The 16,408-nt window shown below is 64.5% G+C and carries 10 protein-coding genes; 5 read left to right on the forward strand and 5 right to left on the reverse strand.

Annotated elements, in window-relative coordinates; translation table 11 throughout:
• Window positions 1–49: 49 nt before the first annotated feature.
• Window positions 50–3,283, reverse strand: a complete 3,234-nt coding sequence (locus tag IZU87_RS15230) for a response regulator (RefSeq protein ID WP_213115072.1) — start codon at window positions 3,281–3,283, stop codon at window positions 50–52.
• 221 nt (window positions 3,284–3,504) lie between these two features.
• Between IZU87_RS15230 and cysM the strand changes: the two genes are divergently transcribed.
• From cysM to ppc, 5 genes are all read left to right on the forward strand, one after another.
• Window positions 3,505–4,491, forward strand: a complete 987-nt coding sequence (gene cysM / locus IZU87_RS15235; protein WP_213115073.1) for a cysteine synthase CysM — start codon at window positions 3,505–3,507, stop codon at window positions 4,489–4,491.
• Window positions 4,491–5,894: an RsmD family RNA methyltransferase gene (locus IZU87_RS15240; protein ID WP_213115074.1), complete on the forward strand. Its 1,404-nt coding sequence runs from the start codon at window positions 4,491–4,493 to the stop codon at window positions 5,892–5,894. The genes cysM and IZU87_RS15240 overlap by 1 nt, the downstream gene beginning before the upstream one ends.
• Window positions 5,895–5,950: 56 nt before the next feature.
• The gene (gene relA / locus IZU87_RS15245; RefSeq protein ID WP_043331860.1) at window positions 5,951–8,215 is read left to right on the forward strand and encodes a GTP diphosphokinase; all 2,265 of its coding nucleotides are present in this window, start codon (window positions 5,951–5,953) and stop codon (window positions 8,213–8,215) included.
• Entirely contained in the window at window positions 8,212–9,186 is a 975-nt protein-coding gene (mazG, locus tag IZU87_RS15250) for a nucleoside triphosphate pyrophosphohydrolase (RefSeq protein WP_213115075.1), read from the forward strand. Before relA ends, mazG begins: the two co-directional genes overlap by 4 nt.
• 332 nt (window positions 9,187–9,518) lie before the next feature.
• A complete protein-coding gene (ppc, locus tag IZU87_RS15255) occupies window positions 9,519–12,167 on the forward strand; it encodes a phosphoenolpyruvate carboxylase (protein ID WP_043331859.1) in 2,649 nt (882 codons plus the stop codon).
• 190 nt (window positions 12,168–12,357) lie between these two features.
• Here the strand turns inward: ppc and IZU87_RS15260 are convergent, their stop codons facing one another.
• The 4 genes from IZU87_RS15260 to IZU87_RS15275 form a co-directional block, all read right to left on the reverse strand.
• Complete coding sequence (locus tag IZU87_RS15260; protein WP_213115076.1) at window positions 12,358–13,404, reverse strand: asparaginase; 1,047 nt, start codon at window positions 13,402–13,404, stop codon at window positions 12,358–12,360.
• A gap of 102 nt (window positions 13,405–13,506) precedes the next feature.
• Window positions 13,507–14,166 (reverse strand): pyroglutamyl-peptidase I, encoded by a 660-nt coding sequence (gene pcp / locus IZU87_RS15265; RefSeq protein ID WP_213115077.1) that lies wholly within the window; start codon window positions 14,164–14,166, stop codon window positions 13,507–13,509.
• A gap of 76 nt (window positions 14,167–14,242) precedes the next feature.
• Complete coding sequence (locus IZU87_RS15270; RefSeq protein ID WP_213115078.1) at window positions 14,243–15,154, reverse strand: DUF979 domain-containing protein; 912 nt, start codon at window positions 15,152–15,154, stop codon at window positions 14,243–14,245.
• Window positions 15,151–15,924: a DUF969 domain-containing protein gene (locus tag IZU87_RS15275; protein ID WP_107335306.1), complete on the reverse strand. Its 774-nt coding sequence runs from the start codon at window positions 15,922–15,924 to the stop codon at window positions 15,151–15,153. Before IZU87_RS15275 ends, IZU87_RS15270 begins: the two co-directional genes overlap by 4 nt.
• Window positions 15,925–16,408: the final 484 nt, after the last annotated feature.

Here is a 16,408-nt window from a genome sequence, read left to right on the forward strand (position 1 = left end):
CCTGCCTTGCGGCAGCGGGTGGCGTTGTCGTTTGTGCGGGGCTGGTCTTTCAGGGCTGGTTTTTGGACCGGGGCTCGCTCGTCTGTGGCTTGCTTGTCTGTGGCGAGCCTGTGTCGGAGGACTCAGCGGGTGCGTCCGAGGGCGCGGTGGCGGACGATGAAGAGGTCTCGACAGAGGACGCTGTCGGCGTCTCAGGCGTCTCACCGTCGGGGCTAGCCGGTTCAAGCGGCGCGGCGAGCAAGGCCTTGGCCTCGTCGCTGTGCGACCACTGGATCAGGCTGTCGATGGCCGCGAACAGGGCATCGACACCCTCTTCCAGCTGCGACAGGCCGCTGACGCGGATGCGGGTCTCCAGTGCCTCCACCAGCAGCGCCAGACGCGGCACGCCACAGTAGCGGCAGGCGCCGTTGAGATAATGCACGCCATCGAGCATCGCCTCGTTGTCACGCGCCTGCCAGGCGCGGCGGATCCTGGCCTCGCTCTCCGGCAGGCTCTCGATCAACAGCCCCAGCATCTCCAGAGCCAGGGCCTCGCGGCCACCGGCCATCTCCACGCCCAGCGCCATGTCGACCACCGGCAGGTCGGCGTCCTGCTCCAGGCTGAGCTGACTCTTCGCGGCAGAGCGGGGCAGTGGCGTTGTTGGCGACGAGGACTCGGCCTGGCTGGCAGCGTCTTTCACTCCCGGCGGCAAGGCAGTCGTCGCCTGACTGCGAGCAGGGCTGCGCGGTTGGTTGCGTTCTGGACTGCGCGCTTGGCTGCGGGCAGGGCTGCGTGTTTGGCTAGATGACCGCGCGGCCTGCGGCGGCGGGTTCAGCGAAATGCCCAGATGACGGCTGAGCAGGTTGGCCAGCAGGCCCTCGTCGATGGGCTTGATCAGGTAATCATCCATGCCTTCCGCCAGCAGCTCTCGCCGTTCATGCGCCAGCGCATGGGCGGAGAGGGCGATCACCGGCAGGTGGCGGTTGCCCTCGCGATGCTGATGCCGTAGTGCCTTGGTGGCTTCCAGCCCGTTCATGCCCGGCATCTGGATATCCATCAGGACGGCATCCACGACCTGCTCCTGAGCCAGCGCCAGCGCCTCTTCGCCACTCTGGGCGGCCAGGGTGTCCAGCCCCATGTCGGTCAACAGCTCCTCGGCCAACAGGCGGTTGGAGGGGTTGTCGTCGACCACCATCACGCACTTGCGAGGCTGCGCAGGCGTTTCCTGACTCGCAGGCTGGGCGGTGAGCTCAGGCCGCGGGCCGGCCGGTGGCGTCTTGACAGGCGTGGCGTTCGCGGCAGGCGCGCTGGCTGGCTTGGTACTCGCATCAGACGTAGCGATCGGCTTGGCGGCTGGTGCCGTGCTTGCGTCCTGCTCGCGTGTGGCCGGTTCGAACGAAGTGAAGGAGGCGCTGCGTGGCGCCTGAGTCGGGTCGCGGTGAGGTGAATGCAGCAGATTGGCCAGCTTGTGGCGCATCTGCAGGCGCGTGACCGGCTTGCTGACCACTTCGTCGATGCCGTACTGCTGCAGGTTCTCGGCGTCGGCGGGCAGAGGCGCGTTCAGCAGGCCCAGCACGCGACACGGCAGATGCTTGAGGCGCGCGCCCCATTCATCCAGCCGCTTGAGGTCGCGGCTCTCCAGCGCGACCACCACCAGATCCGGCTGCTCTTCGATACCGACCAGCGTCAGTGACCAGCGGGTCAGCAGGTAACTCAGGGCGCGACGGGTGGCCGAGTGCGGCTCGATCAGGCAGATGCGTTGATGATCGAACACGACTTCGCGCGGGCGCTCCTCGATGCTGCTGACCGCCACCGGCACGCTGAACAGGAAGGTGGAGCCGTGGCCGGGCAGGCTGTCGACCTGGATCTCGCCGCCCATCTGCTCGACCAGTCGCTTGGAGATCATCAGCCCAAGGCCGGTGCCGCCGAACTGGCGTGCCCGTGACGGGTCTCCCTGCGAGAAGGCCTGGAACAGGCGATTGCGCTGGGCGCTGTCCATGCCGATGCCGGTGTCTGCCACCGCGATCTTGAGGCGGGTGTTGCTGCCGGAGAGGTCATCCACCATCACGCGCACGATGACTTCGCCGCGCTCGGTGAACTTGACGGCATTGGCGACCAGATTCGTCACCACCTGCTTGATGCGCAGCGGGTCGCCCTCGAAGCGCTGCGGCACGTCGTCATAGACAAGCCCGAGCAGATGCAGATGCTTGCGATGGGCCTCCGGGGCATGCATGGCGAGCACTTCCTCGATCAGCGGCTCGATGTCCATCTGCACCTTCTCGAGCTCGAGCTTGCCGGCTTCGATCTTGGAGAAGTCGAGAATGTCATTGATCAATGACATCAGGCTCGAGGAGGCATTCTGCATGTGGCCCAGCCAGTCGCGCTGGCGGTTGTCCAGATCACTGCGCCCCAGCAGGTTGCTGAAGCCGATGATGCCGTTGAGCGGCGTGCGGATCTCATGGCTCATGTTGGCCAGGAATTCCGACTTGATGCGGTTGGCTTCCAGCGCCTTGCGGCGCGCCATGTCGAGCTCGATGTTCTTGATCTCGACGGTTTCCATCGACTCGTGCAGGTCCTGGGTGGTCTGTTCGATCTGGTCCTGCATATCCTCGCGGGCGCGCTTGAGCTGCTCGACGCTGCGGTTGTAGTTCTCGGCCAGCTCGCTGAGATCGTCATTGCCTGCCACCGGCAGCTGGCGGTGTGTCTCGCCGCGCGCCAGACAGGTGAGGGCCTCGCCCAGTTCATGCAGCGGCTGCAGCATGCGGCGCGAGCCATGGAAAGCCAGCAGCAGCAGCGCCAGCCCGAAGACCAGATTGGCCAGCCCGTAGCCGACCAGCAGCTGGTAGCGATGCAGCACCAGGCGGGTGTCGGAGGCCTCCAGCACCAGCCATGACATCTGCTCGCCGCGTTGCGTCTCGCGCCACGGGTCGATGACCGGCATCACCATCACCAGCGAGTCCGGGTCCGAGGGGTAGGCCTGATTCTCGACCAGCGTGCTGGTTTCCGGACGCTGGCTAGGGCCGAGATGCAACAGGGCGCCGCCGTTGGCGGTGCGCAGCGTCAGGGCGCGCACGTCGCGCTGGTCGATCAGCATCTGGGCCTGCTCGTGCAGGCGCTGGTCGTCAGCGGCGAGGGCGGCGTTGGCCATGCCCGGCATGATGGCCTGCATGCTGGCCTGCAGGCGCTCCATCATGGCCAGGCGCTCACCGCTGATCTCGCGGTCCACCGCATACAGGCTGAACATCAGGCTGGTGGCGAGGGGCAGCAGCAAGAGGGCAAGCTGGAATCGGGTACGAAGCAGCATGGCAATCCATCGTCAAAGGGCGAACGAGCATCAGCGGCAAGCATACCTCGCGCTCTTGAGCGAAGCGATGGCGAGCGCCCTGACAGGGCTGGGCGGGAGCGATATACTGCGCGCATCATCTACACCCCGACGCGGCCCCCCGTTCGTCCTTGGTCCCGATGCCAGCGCCTGACCGCTGTCATTCGGCTGTCCGGGCGCGGCGTCTCTGGAGTCTGCCTCTCATGTCTCATCTCAGCGAAACCCCCGGTGACGCCACCCCTGGCGCGTCCGATTATCCCAGTCTTGCAGATGTCGTCGGCAACACGCCGCTGGTGCGCCTGACGCGCATCAGCGCGGGCCGCAACAATGTGCTGCTGGCCAAGCTGGAGGGTCACAACCCCGCCGGTTCGGTCAAGGATCGTCCGGCGCTTTCCATGTTCCAGGAGGCGGAAGCGCGCGGCGAGATCTCTCCCGGCGATACCCTGATCGAAGCGACCTCCGGCAATACCGGTATCGCGCTGGCCATGACGGCGGCCATCAAGGGCTACCGCATGGTGCTGGTGATGCCGGCCAGTGCCTCCAGCGAGCGCAAGCAGGCGATGGGCGCCTACGGGGCCACGCTGATCGAAGCCGATGGCATGGAGCACGCACGGGACCTGGCCGAGGGGATGATCGCGCGTGGCGAGGGCAAGGCGCTGGATCAGTTCGCCAACCAGGACAATCCGCTGTCGCATTACCGCACCACCGGGCCGGAACTCTGGCAGCAGACTCATGGGCGCATCACGCACTTCGTGTCCTCGATGGGCACCACCGGCACCATCATGGGCACCTCGCGCTATCTGAAGGAGCAGAATCCGGCCATCGAGATCGTCGGCCTGCAACCTGCCGAGGGCGCGAGCATCGCGGGTATCCGCCGCTGGCCTGCCGAGTATCTGCCGCGGATCTTCGATGCCTCACGCATCGACCGCACGCTGGATATCGGACAGCACGAAGCCGAAGTCTGCATGCGCCGCCTGGCGCGCGAAGAAGGCATTCTGGCCGGTGTCTCCTCCGGCGGTGCGCTGGCGGGCGCGCTCAAGCTCGCCGAGCAGGTCGAGAATGCGGTCATCGTGTTCATCGTCTGTGATCGGGGAGACCGCTATCTCTCGACAGGCCTCTATACCCAGGACGACGACATGACTCAGCAGGACACGCCCCACAATGAAGCCGTCGCAGGGGAGCGTTCCTGATGGCGCTGCTCGGACAGAAGCGACCGGCGCGCAAGCCGACCCGTCGCGAGAAGGAAGTGGCCAGTCGTGGCACCCGCAATGCCAGCGACGCCGACAGCCAATGGCTGACGGTCGACCGCCTGGCCCATGACGGGCGCGGCATCGCCCATGACGAGAGCGGCAAGACCCAGTTCATCGATCAGGCCCTGCCCGGCGAGCGCGTGACGCTGGCCATCCACCGCACCCACAAGCGCTTCAATGAGGCGCATGTGCGTGCACGTGACAACGCGGCTGACAGTCGCGTGACGCCGCCCTGTGCCTATTTCGGCAGCTGTGGCGGCTGTGATCTGCAGCATATGGCGCTGGATGCACAACGCACTCATAAGGTGCAGGTGCTGGGCGAACATGCGACACGCAATGGCGTGACGCTGCCCGAGATTCAGCCGCTGGGCGAAGATGAAAGCCGTTATCGCCGTCGCGCGCGTATCGGCGTACGCGTGACCGATGCCGGTGAGTTGCAGTTCGGCTTCCGGGGACGCGGCAGCAACCAGCTGGTCGATATCACCACCTGCAGCGTGCTGGTGCCGGAGCTGGACCGCCTGCTCGCGCCGCTGCGTGAGCTGATCGAAAGCCTCGAGGCACCCAAGCGTCTGGGCCATCTGGAGCTGACCGCTGCGGAAGGGCAGGTCATCGTGGTGGTGCGCCAGCTCAAGGCGGTGCCGCGTGATGCGCAGCGCTGGCAGGCCTTCGCCGAGCAGCACGGCCTGGTGGTCGGCTGGCGGGTCGGGCGTGATCCGGTGGTGCTGGAGTGGCTGTCGGGCACGCCGAACGCCGCGTATTCGCTGAATATCGGCGCAACGACGCTGCGTCTTGCCTTCTCGCCGGGCGACTTCGTGCAGGTCAATGCGGCGCTCAATCAGCGTCTGATCGACACCGCCTTCGAATGGCTGGGCGACGTCAGTGGCCTCAAGGTGATGGACCTCTACGCCGGGGTCGGCAACCTGACCCTGGCGGCTGCCGCGGCCGGCGCCAGTGAGGTGACGGGCATCGAGGGCAGTCAGGGCATGGTCGATCAGCTGATGGTCAATGCCGAAGCCAACGGACTGGCGCAGGTGAGTGCACGTCGAGCGGATCTGAGCAAGGCCCTGCCGTCACTCGAGGGTATCGACCTTCTGGTACTAGACCCGCCGCGTGATGGCGCTCAGCCTCTCTGCGAGGAGCTGGCACGTGATCTGCATGCTGGGAGGGTCAACCGAGTGCCGCAGCGTGTGCTGTACATCGCCTGTGACCCGACCACGTTGATGCGTGATGCACGGCTGTTGCAGGACGCCGGTTATCGCGTCACGCGTGCCCTGATGGCGGACATGTTCGTTCACACGGCACATCTGGAATCGATGTTGCTGCTGGAGCGGGCGGAAGACTGAGGCGGTGCCCTCGGGCACTGTCATCAAGATGGCAAGATATTCAAGGACATAGGGTCATGGTCAAGGTGCGCGAAGATCAGCCGCTGACCGATAGCGGTGGTGTGGACATCCCGGTGTGGGTCGCGCGACTGCGCGAGGAAGTCCCGTCGGTGAATGCCGAGGTCATGGTGCAGGCCTGTGAAGTGGCGCTCAAGGTGGCGCGCGAGGCGGACGCCCGCGGTGACAAGCCGTGGCGCGAGCCGCTGCGCAGTTTCCGTTTCAGTCTCGAGATGGCCGACATCCTGTCGGAACTCAAGCTCGACCAACCGGCGCTGGTCGCGGCCGTGCTCTATCGCGCGGTGCGTGAAGGGCATCTGGGGCTTGAGGCCATCGAGAAGCATTTCGGCAAGGAAGTGGCCCGCCTGATCGATGGCGTGCTCAACATGGCCGCCATCAGTCAGCTGCAGGCGCCGAGTCATGGCATGGCGCAGCATGACCAGCAGGACAACCTGCGCAAGATGCTGGTGTCGATGATCGATGACGTGCGCATCGCGCTGATCAAGATCGCCGAACGTACCGTCGCCCTGCGTCACGTCAAGGATGCCCCGCGCGAGAAGCGCATGCGCGTGGCCAGCGAAGTCTTCGATATCTACGGGCCGCTGGCGCACCGCCTGGGCATCGGTCAGCTCAAGTGGGAGCTGGAGGACCTGTCCTTCCGCTACCGCGAGGAGGATGAATACAAGACCATCGCCAAGCAGCTGTCCGAGAAGCGCCTGGAGCGTGAGCACTACATCGCCGACCTGCTGGTCGAGATGCGCACTCTGATGAGCGAGCAGGGCATCAAGCATTTCGATGTCGCGGGCCGCGCCAAGCACATCTACTCCATCTGGCGGAAGATGAAGATCAAGCGCATCGCCTTCTCCCAGGTGTATGACGTGCGCGCGGTACGGATTCTGGTCGGCACCGTCAGCGATTGCTACACGGCGCTGGGGATCGTCCACTCGCGCTGGCACCACGTGCCGCATGAGTTTGACGACTACATCGCCAACCCCAAGAAGAATGGCTACCAGTCACTGCACACTGCGGTGGTGGGGCCGAGCAACAAGGTCATCGAGATCCAGATCCGTACCTTCGACATGCACGAGGAGGCGGAGCTGGGCGTGTGTGCCCACTGGCGTTACAAGGGTCACGATGTCGGCCACAAGAGCCGCAGCTACGAGGACAAGATCGCCTGGTTGCGTCAGGTGCTCGAATGGCAGGACGAAGTCGGCGAGAACGGCGGCCAGGAAGCGATCCGTCAGGGGCTGAGCTCCGACGTCGCGCCGGACCGCATCTATGTCTTCACGCCGGAAGGGCATGTCATTGACCTGCCCAAGATCGCGACGCCGATCGACTTCGCCTACCGCGTGCACACCGAGGTCGGCCATCGCTGCCGGGGTGCCAAGGTCGACGGGCGCATCGTGCCGCTGACCTACAAGCTCAAGACCGGCCAGCAGGTCGAGATCCTGACCGCCACCAAGGGCGGCCCGAGCCGTGACTGGCTCAACCCGAATCTGGGCTATGTACGCACCTCGCGGGCCCGCGCCAAGATCCAGACCTGGTTCAAGCTGCAGGCACGTGATCAGAACGTCGATGAGGGCAAGGCGCTGCTCGAGAAGGAATTCTCGCGGCTGGCGCTGGAGAATCTCGACCGTGACAAGCTGGCCAACGCCGTCAATTACCCGACGCGTGATGACATGTACGCCGCCATCGGCGCGGGCGATCTGCGCGTCGGCCAGGTACTGCATCAGGCCCAGCAGCTGTTCGGCGATACCGATGATCAGGAGCAGCTCGAGCGTCTGCTGCGCCAGCGCAAGCCGCAGGGCAAGGAAAAGCCCGACGCTGTCATGGTGCTGGGGGTCGGCAATCTGAAGACCACCATGGCCAACTGCTGTCACCCGGTACCGGGCGATCAGATCGCCGGTTTCATCACCCAGGGGCGCGGCGTGACCGTGCACCGTCAGGACTGCCCGAACCTGATCCAGCTGCGCTCGGACGAGCCACGTCGCATCGTCGATGTCGACTGGGGTCAGCGTTCGCGCAATCAGTATCCGGTCGATATCGAGATCCAGGCCTGGGACCGCTCCGGTCTGCTGCGTGATGTCACCAACGTGCTGAGCGGCGACAAGGTCAACGTGCTGTCGGTGAACACGCGCACCGATCAGCTCGACAACATCGCCACGCTCAAGATCACGCTGGAAGTCGAGAATCTCGATGTGCTGGGGCGCGTGTTCGCCCGCATCCAGCAGCTGCCCAACATCATCGACGTCAAGCGCCTGCGGGTCGGGGGCGACAAGGCATGAGGCTGGAGTCTGCTGAAAGTCGGGAACCTGGCGAAGAGACGGCCACGCCAGTCGATACGCGCTATACCCTCGATGACCTGCTGACCCTGATGGCCGTGCTGCGTGACCCGCAGTACGGCTGCCCGTGGGACAGCCGCCAGGATTACGCGAGTCTGGTGCCGCACACCCTGGAGGAGGCCTATGAGGTCGCCGATGTCATCGAGCGCGCCGCGGCCGATGCCAGCGTGCTCGAGGAGCTGCCGGCGGAACTGGGTGACCTGCTGTTTCAGGGTGTCTTCTACGCCCAGATCGCCAGTGAGCAGCAACGCTTCGATTTCCACGACGTGATCCATGTGCTGACCGAGAAGATGCTGCACCGCCATCCACATGTCTTCCCGGATGGCACCCTCGCGTCGCGCCGTGAGGGCATCGCTACTCATGAGGTCGACGAAGGCTCGCTCAACGCCCAGTGGGAGTCGCTCAAGCAGCAGGAGTCCGCTGACGCGCCTGCCAGCCAGACTGCCGGCGACAGCGTGCTGGATGGTGTGCCACTTGGCCTGCCGGCGCTGACGCGGGCGGCCAAGCTCTCGAAGAAGGCCGCGCGTTCGGGCTTTGACTGGCCCGACACGAGTGGCGTGCTGGCCAAGATTCGTGAGGAGCTCGGCGAAGTCGAGGAAGCTCTGGCCGAGGGTGATACGTCCCATGCGCGCGAGGAGGTCGGGGATCTGCTGTTCGCGGTGGTCAATCTCGCGCGCACCCTCAAGGCGGACCCGGAGCAGATGCTGCGCGCCACCAATGCACGCTTTGAATCACGCTTCCGCCATGTGGAAGCCGCGATCGCCGGGCAAGGGCGCACGCTGGATGAGGCCTCGCTTGCCGAGATGGATGCGCACTGGGATGAGGCCAAGCGCCAGGAACGTGCGGCTGAGCAGGCGCGACAGGGCGAGGGTGCGACGTCAGCAGCGCGTCCGGTGACGCCGCTGGTTCGGTGAGGGAGCGTCGTCGCAGGGTATTGGGAAAAGGGCATTTGGAAAAATGTAGTAAGTTTACGCGATAGTCGGATTGTGGAGCCGAGGCCCGCGGTCGTATGCTGAGGGGAAGCGATCAGGACGCGAGTCTTGTCCTGCTTTCCGGTCTGCTGCGCCGCGGGTCTTTCCGTTTCGCGCCAGTGTCTTCACCAGCGCCAGGCCGGTGTCTTCCCTCAGCCGGTTGTCATCAGGTGTCTTTGCGCAATGAGGGAATCTGTTGTCAGCTATCTGACTGTGTGCCCCTGGTGACAGGGGAAGATGACCGCGGCAGCACCGTCACTCCCAAGGAGGGTTTCATGAGTCACGACTTGCATGAATCGTTGCGCGATAACGTGCGTATTCTCGGTGACAACCTCGGCCAGACCATCGCGGCCGACCTCGGCGATGACTTCGTCGCACGCATCGAGCGCATCCGCGCCCTGGCCAAACAGGGCCAGCAGGGCGATCAGGCCGCCCGTCATGAGCTGATCGACTATCTGCGTGATCTGCCGGATGGTGATCTACTGCCGGTCACCCGGGCGTTCAACCAGTTTCTGAATCTTTCCAACATCGCCGAGCAGCACTACCGTGGCCGCTTCAAGCGCGTCGAGGATTATCGTCCCGGCAGCCAGCCGGACCTCGGCGAGCTGATCACGCGCATTCGCGAGCGTGGCTTCAGTGCGCAGAAGATCGTCGAGGAGCTCTCGGCGATGCGTGTCGAGCTGGTGCTGACGGCGCACCCGACGGAAGTCATCCGCCGCACCCTGATCCAGAAATACGATGCCATCGAGGGCTGTCTGACCCAGATGGAAGGCGCCTGTGATCGCCCGGAACAGGCGACCCTCGCGCGTGCACGCCTGACCGAGCTGATCAGTCAGGCCTGGCACACCGACGAGATCCGCCACGAGCGTCCGACGCCGGTGGATGAGGCCAAGTGGGGCTTTGCCACCATCGAGAACTCACTGTGGCAAGCGGTGCCGGACTTCCACCGTCAGCTTGACGAGATGACGCTGGACGCCGCCGGTGAGCGCCTGCCGCTGGATGCCGCACCGATCTGCTTCGCCTCCTGGATGGGTGGTGACCGCGACGGCAACCCCAATGTCACCGCCAGCGTGACACGGACCGTGTTGCTGCTGGGACGCTGGATGGCGGCGGACCTCTACCTTCGCGACCTCGAACAGCTCAAGTCGGAGCTGTCGATGTGGAAGTGCACGGCCGCCCTGCGTGCCGAGGCCGGCGATGTGGCCGAACCCTATCGCGAGATCCTGCGCCGCCTGATCCTGCGCATGGAAAGCACGCGTGACTGGGCCAAGGCGGGCCTGGACGGCAAGCGCCACGAAGGCGTCGATATCATCGAGACCCGCGAGCAGCTGTATACGCCGCTGCTGGCTTGCTACCGCTCGCTGTGCGATGTGGGGCTGGACACCATCGCCAACGGCGCACTGCTCGACACCTTGCGCCGCGTGGCCTGCTTCGGTGTCACCCTGACCAAGCTCGATATCCGTCAGGAAAGCACGCGTCACGCGCAGGTCTTCGACGAACTGAGTCAGACGCTGGGGCTGGGCAGCTATTTCGAGTGGGACGAGCAGCAGCGCTGTGACTTCCTCACCAAGGAGTTGGCTGGCCGTCGCCCGCTGATCCCGCGCCATTGGGAATGCTCCACCGACACGCGCGAGGTGCTGGATACCTTCAAGGTCATCGCGCGCGAGCATCGCGAGGCGCTGGGCACCTACATCATCTCGATGGCCGGTCAGGCCTCCGATGTGCTGGCGGTGGCACTGTTGATGAAGGAGATCGGCGGTGATGTGCGTCTGCCGATCGCGCCGCTGTTCGAGACGCTGGATGATCTGGACCGCTCAGGCCCCGTCATCGACACGTTGCTGGGCATGCCGATCTATCGCGAGCAGGCCGGTGACCGTCAGGAAGTGATGATCGGTTACTCCGATTCCGCCAAGGACGCCGGCCAGCTGGCGGCTGCCTGGGCACAGTACCGCGCCCAGGAAACGCTGGTGGAAGTCACCAAGCGTCACGGTGTCGAACTGACCCTGTTCCACGGCCGTGGTGGTACGGTCGGTCGTGGCGGTGGCCCGGCGCATGCGGCGATCCTCTCCCAGCCGCCGGGCTCGGTGACCGGCTCGCTGCGCGTCACCGAGCAGGGCGAGATGATTCGCTTCAAGTTCGGTCTGCCCGACATCGCCAGTCGCTCGATGGAGATCTATGTCTGCGCGGTGCTGGAAGCCAGCATGCTGCCGCCGCCGGCACCCAAGCAGCAATGGCGTGACGAGATGGATCGCCTGGCCGGTATCGCGCACAAGGCCTATGTCGGCGTGGTGCGTGAAGACCCGAACTTCGTGCCGTACTTCCGCTCGGTAACACCGGAAACCGCACTGGCACGCCTGCCGCTGGGCTCCCGCCCCGCCAAGCGGCGTCAGGATGGTGGCGTCGAGACGCTGCGCGCGATCCCGTGGATCTTCGCCTGGACCCAGATTCGTCTGATGCTGCCCGCCTGGCTGGGCAGTGGCGAGGCCTTCGCCACGCGCATGCAGGAAGAGGGCGGCCTGGAAGTGCTGCGCGAGATGATGAACGACTGGCCGTTCTTCTCCACCTATGTCGACATGCTGGAGATGCTGCTCTCCAAGGCCGATCTCTCGACGGCGGCCTACTACGAGCAGCGTCTGGTCGATGAGCCGGCCCTGAAGGCGCTGGGGCAATCGCTGCGTGATCGTCTCGAGCGCCTGGAGAAGGTGGTGCTGGAGATCCGCGATCAACAGGCACTGCTTGAGCATATGCCGCTGATCCGTCAGGCCATCGATGTGCGCAACCCCTACATCGACCCACTGCATGGTCTGCAGGCCGAGCTGCTGCAGCGTAATCGCGACGCCGATGGCGCCATCTCCGCCGAGCTGTCACGCGCGCTGATGGTGACCATGGCCGGTATCTCCGCCGGTCTGCGTAACACCGGTTGATCCGGTTGAACCAGCTGGCCCGTTGATTTGCGCCTTGGCGTGAAGGATTAGCCAAGGCCTATCAGCGCAAACAGAAAGCCCCCGCCAGGCATGCCTGGCGGGGGCTTTCTGTTATCTATCGGTCAACCCTGGGGACTGTTCGCGCGCTGATCAGCGACAAGAGTTCAGTGATACGCGGGGCCGCCAGGGCTCACAGCAGGCCGCTGGCGCGCTCGCCTACCAAGGGCATCAGGAAGCGTTCCCGCTGCCAGTCCTCATCCTGATCGAGCGCCACCAGATGCAGCAGTTTGGTGAAGGCCGCTTCCAGCGTCATGTCGTCGCCTGACAGCACGCCGACGGTGGCCAGGCCTGCGCCGGCCGCATAGTGGCCGATGGTGACCGGCCCGTGCGGACATTGGCTGATACCGGCCAGCAGCTTGCCTTCGCCACGCGCATCGGCCAACACCCCCAGAAGCTCGCTGTCTTCCGGCAGATTGCCGCTGCCCCACAACTCCAGCACGGCGCCCTTGACCTCGGGGCGCATCAACTGCACACGCACGCTCTCGGCGCTGATGCCGGGGTAAAGCGGCAGGCGAATGATGCTGTCCTTGCCGAGGCGGCCATAGTCGGGCAGCTCGAAGGCGGGGCCTTGATCATCCATCAGGCGGCCGGGGTAGAGCACGACGCGGTCATCGACCCATTCGCCCAGCAGCGGCGCATTGGGCGTGGTGAAGCCGCGGTGGTCCTGGGTGTACCACTTGCGGGTGCACACGCCACGCAGCAGCTGTCCACCGAAGGCGACCACGACTTCATTGAGGGTCGGCTGGGCGGCGGCGGTGAGTGCCAGCTCGACATTGCCCAGCGCGTCACTGTGCTCGGCCTCCAGCGGCAACTGTGCACCACTGACGATCACCGGGCGCGCGGTACCCTTGAGCTGGAAGGCGAGGCTGGAGGCCGTCCAGGCCAGGGTGTCGGTGCCCTGCAGGACGACGAAGCCATCGAAGCTGTCGTAGGCGTCCGCGATCTGGCTGGCGATTGTGTGCCAGTCCGCCGGTGTCGCGGAGGAGGAGTCGATCAGTTGCGGAAACTCGCGCAGGGTGAAGGCGGGCAGACGGCCACGACGGCTGGGGGGCAGTTGTTCCAGTGCTGCGCGCAGACGTGCATCGAAGTCACCGGCAGGTACCAGTCCTTGTTCACTTTCCACCATGCCCAGCGTGCCGCCGGTATACAGCACCAGGATGTGCGTCTCGGGAGTCATCGTGTCCACCTGCTAGAAATGGGAAAGCCGGCATTGTAACGCATGCCGGCTTGCAGGGGAGCTGTCGGCGTCGGGCGTTCAGCCGCGACGCGATGGGGGCGCTCAGCTGATATTGCCACCGCCGATGCGCGCATCCTTGTGATGGGACATGGCGCTGATACACATCACCCGTACGCCTTCGAGCATGCTTTCAAGACTCATGGTCGGCAGGCGACCATCGACACTCTGCTCGGGCAGCGCCGGGATATGCACGAAGCCGGAGCGGGTGGGGCTATCCGCCAGATGACGCTGCACCCCATAGAACAGGTGGTTGCAGACGAAGGTGCCTGCCGTGTAGGAGACGCTGGCGGGAAGGCCTGCCGCCTGGAGGTCGTTGACCATCGCCTTGATCGGCAGGGTGGTGAAGCAGCCATCCGGGCCATCGGCCTCGATGGACTCATCCACCGGCTGGTGGCCGCCGTTGTCCTTGATGCGATAGTCATCCAGGTTGATGGCGACACGCTCCGGCGTGATGGCGCTGCGACCGCTGGCCTGGCCGAGCATGATCACGGTGTCAGGGGCGTGCTGGCCGATGGCCTCGATGACGCTGTCAATCGCGGCGTAGCGTGTCACCGGCACCCGGCAGGTGATGATCTCGAAGCGCTCATCGGGCTGGCCTTGCATGGCCAGTGTCTGGCCGTCCAGTTGTTCGATGATCTTGAGGGCGGGATTGACGCTATCCGTGCCGAAGGGCTCGAAGCCGCAGAGTAGCAGACGACGCATGATGACATTCCTTGGCTGGCATCGATCACCGCGGGTCACGGCTGGCGGTGATCGATGCGCGGGTAAGAGTGGGAGATCAGAAGGCCAGCAGCAGCATCAGGCTGATATTGGCGGCCAGCATGACCAGCGCAGGCAGTATCTGTGCGCGAATGATGTGGTAGCGGTCATCCAGTTCCAGCAGGGCCGCCGGCACGATGTTGAAGTTGGCGGCCATCGGCGTCATCAGCGTGCCGCAGTAGCCGGACAGCATGCCCAGCACGCCGACGATGGCCGGGTTGCCGCCATGCAGCGCGATGACCAGCGGGTAGCCGATGCCGGAGGTGATGACCGCAAAGGCCGCGAAGCCGTTGCCCATCAGCATGGTGAACACGGCCATGCCGACGCAGTAGGCAATCACGCAGGCAACCAGGCTGGTATCCGGCACCACGCTCGAGACCAGCCCGGCGATGGTCTGGCCGACGCCGGCCTGATCGAACAGCAGGCCAAGGGCAGCCAGGAATTGCGGCAGGATGGCGGCCCAGCCGATGGCATCGGCCAGGCGGCGACCTTCCTGCATGCCGGTCGCCGGGCTCTCGCGCAGCAGCAGCAGCGCCACGGCAAAGGCCAGTACCGTCGCGACGCCAAGGCCGACCAGCGCACTCTGACCTGTCGTGAGGGTGTAAAGGAAGGTGCCGACCGGAATCACCAGCGCGGGGATGAACAGGCGCGACCCGAGACGCTTGCGGCGCGCCTGACGTGCCTCATCGCTCAACTGGCCATAGTTGCCGAACCCGAGCTGGCCGGTGGCGGCCAGCAGGGCCAGCGCCAGCATGGCAAGCCCGATCACGATATCGGGCAGCCATTGTCCAAATGCCAGGCTGATGCCGAAGATCATCCAGAAGGCACTGGTGCCGAGCCTGCGCGGATGATCACGATCGGTGAGCGTCAGGACGGCAAAGGCCATGATGGCGAAGCCGGTAATCAGGTAGAGAGCGTCGATACCGTTCATGAGTGGCTCTCCGTCGCAGAAGTGGTGAAGGTGTCCTTGCCCGGTGTCGCGTTGGTCTGGCCGGAGGGCTGGGGGTATTCCTCGCGCAGCAGCTGTTGTTCACGGCGAATGCGCGCGTCCAGCCGGCGGCAGAGCACGAAGACCACCACCAGTGACACCAGCGCGGTGGGAATGGCATACATCGCCATGTCGGCCAGGCTGACGCTGGCACCGCTCTTGTCGAGCACGCTCTTGATCAGCAACAACCCGCCGGAAGCCACGAAGATCAGCTGACTGAAGAAGTTGCCGAAGTTCTCGCTGACGGCATTCAGAACGCGGATGCGTTGGCTCAGAGCCTTGAAGCGTGGCGAGCTCAGCGCCTCTTCGGGGAGATCACGTTCGGCGGCGCCGACTGACATCGGGGCGACCAGCGGTCGGATCATCGCCGGGTGGCCACCGAGCTGCAGGCCGAAGGCATTGGTCGCCTTGCGCAGCACCAGGTAGCTGAAGGAGATACGCCCGGCGCTGGCGGCCCGAAGTTTCTGGACCAGATGTTCGGCCTGATCGCGCAGTCCATTGCGTTCGAGCAGTCCGATCACCGGCAGGGTGATGATGAACAGCGAGACGGCGCGGTTGTCGGTAAAGGCCTGACCGAGCGCGGCGAGAATTTCAGTGGGTGACATGCCGGCCACCAGGCCGGAGGAGAAACCTGCCACCAGCACCACCAGCAGCGCATTGAGGCGCAGTGCCAGGCCGATGACGATGATGGCTACGCCGATCAATGACAGCATGAGGTGTCTCCCGAGCCGGGGGAGGACAATCGAATCCTTTCGAAGGACATGAGCATGTGCCTCTGGGTGTGAGATTGTTGTTATGAGGGTCTCGTTGCGAAGCAGGTCGAACATTGCCTGGCTGTTTGAAACATTGCCGAGCAGTTCGAACACTGCCGAGGCGTTCGAACATGGCAGGGCGCAATGTTCGTTGCTTTACAACGAGAACTCAGAGGGTAGAGCGACACCAGAGGAATCCAAATGAGACATTCGGAATATATAAATTTCAACGACAAGTAGTATCGGCAAAATCTATCATTCAGGCATGAATGACAGATAATGTTGATGCCTTGGTGGGGCCTTGCCTCACCTAATGGGGCAGGGAAAACGCATGAAAGCTTTCAGACCGCGAGAATGTCAGCAAGATATGTCTCAACCAGTGCCGCTTTCTTCTGTTTCCGCCGAATTCCGCCTTTGAAAGATTTCTCTCCTTTCAGGTAATTCA

The sequence above is a fragment of the Cobetia sp. MC34 genome, from assembly GCF_018340035.1.
Lineage (GTDB): Bacteria > Pseudomonadota > Gammaproteobacteria > Pseudomonadales > Halomonadaceae > Cobetia > Cobetia amphilecti.

Excerpts from the sequence above, each read along its gene's own strand:
- IZU87_RS15260 (WP_213115076.1), bottom strand. The coding sequence starts at position 13,404 with ATGACTCCCGAGACGCACATCCTGGTGCTGTATACCGGCGGCACGCTG.
- IZU87_RS15230 (WP_213115072.1), bottom strand. The coding sequence starts at position 3,283 with ATGCTGCTTCGTACCCGATTCCAGCTTGCCCTCTTGCTGCTGCCCCTC.
- relA (WP_043331860.1), top strand. The coding sequence starts at position 5,951 with ATGGTCAAGGTGCGCGAAGATCAGCCGCTGACCGATAGCGGTGGTGTG.
- pcp (WP_213115077.1), bottom strand. The coding sequence starts at position 14,166 with ATGCGTCGTCTGCTACTCTGCGGCTTCGAGCCCTTCGGCACGGATAGC.
- IZU87_RS15270 (WP_213115078.1), bottom strand. The coding sequence starts at position 15,154 with ATGAACGGTATCGACGCTCTCTACCTGATTACCGGCTTCGCCATCATG.
- mazG (WP_213115075.1), top strand. The coding sequence starts at position 8,212 with ATGAGGCTGGAGTCTGCTGAAAGTCGGGAACCTGGCGAAGAGACGGCC.
- cysM (WP_213115073.1), top strand. The coding sequence starts at position 3,505 with ATGTCTCATCTCAGCGAAACCCCCGGTGACGCCACCCCTGGCGCGTCC.
- ppc (WP_043331859.1), top strand. The coding sequence starts at position 9,519 with ATGAGTCACGACTTGCATGAATCGTTGCGCGATAACGTGCGTATTCTC.
- IZU87_RS15275 (WP_107335306.1), bottom strand. The coding sequence starts at position 15,924 with ATGCTGTCATTGATCGGCGTAGCCATCATCGTCATCGGCCTGGCACTG.
- IZU87_RS15240 (WP_213115074.1), top strand. The coding sequence starts at position 4,491 with ATGGCGCTGCTCGGACAGAAGCGACCGGCGCGCAAGCCGACCCGTCGC.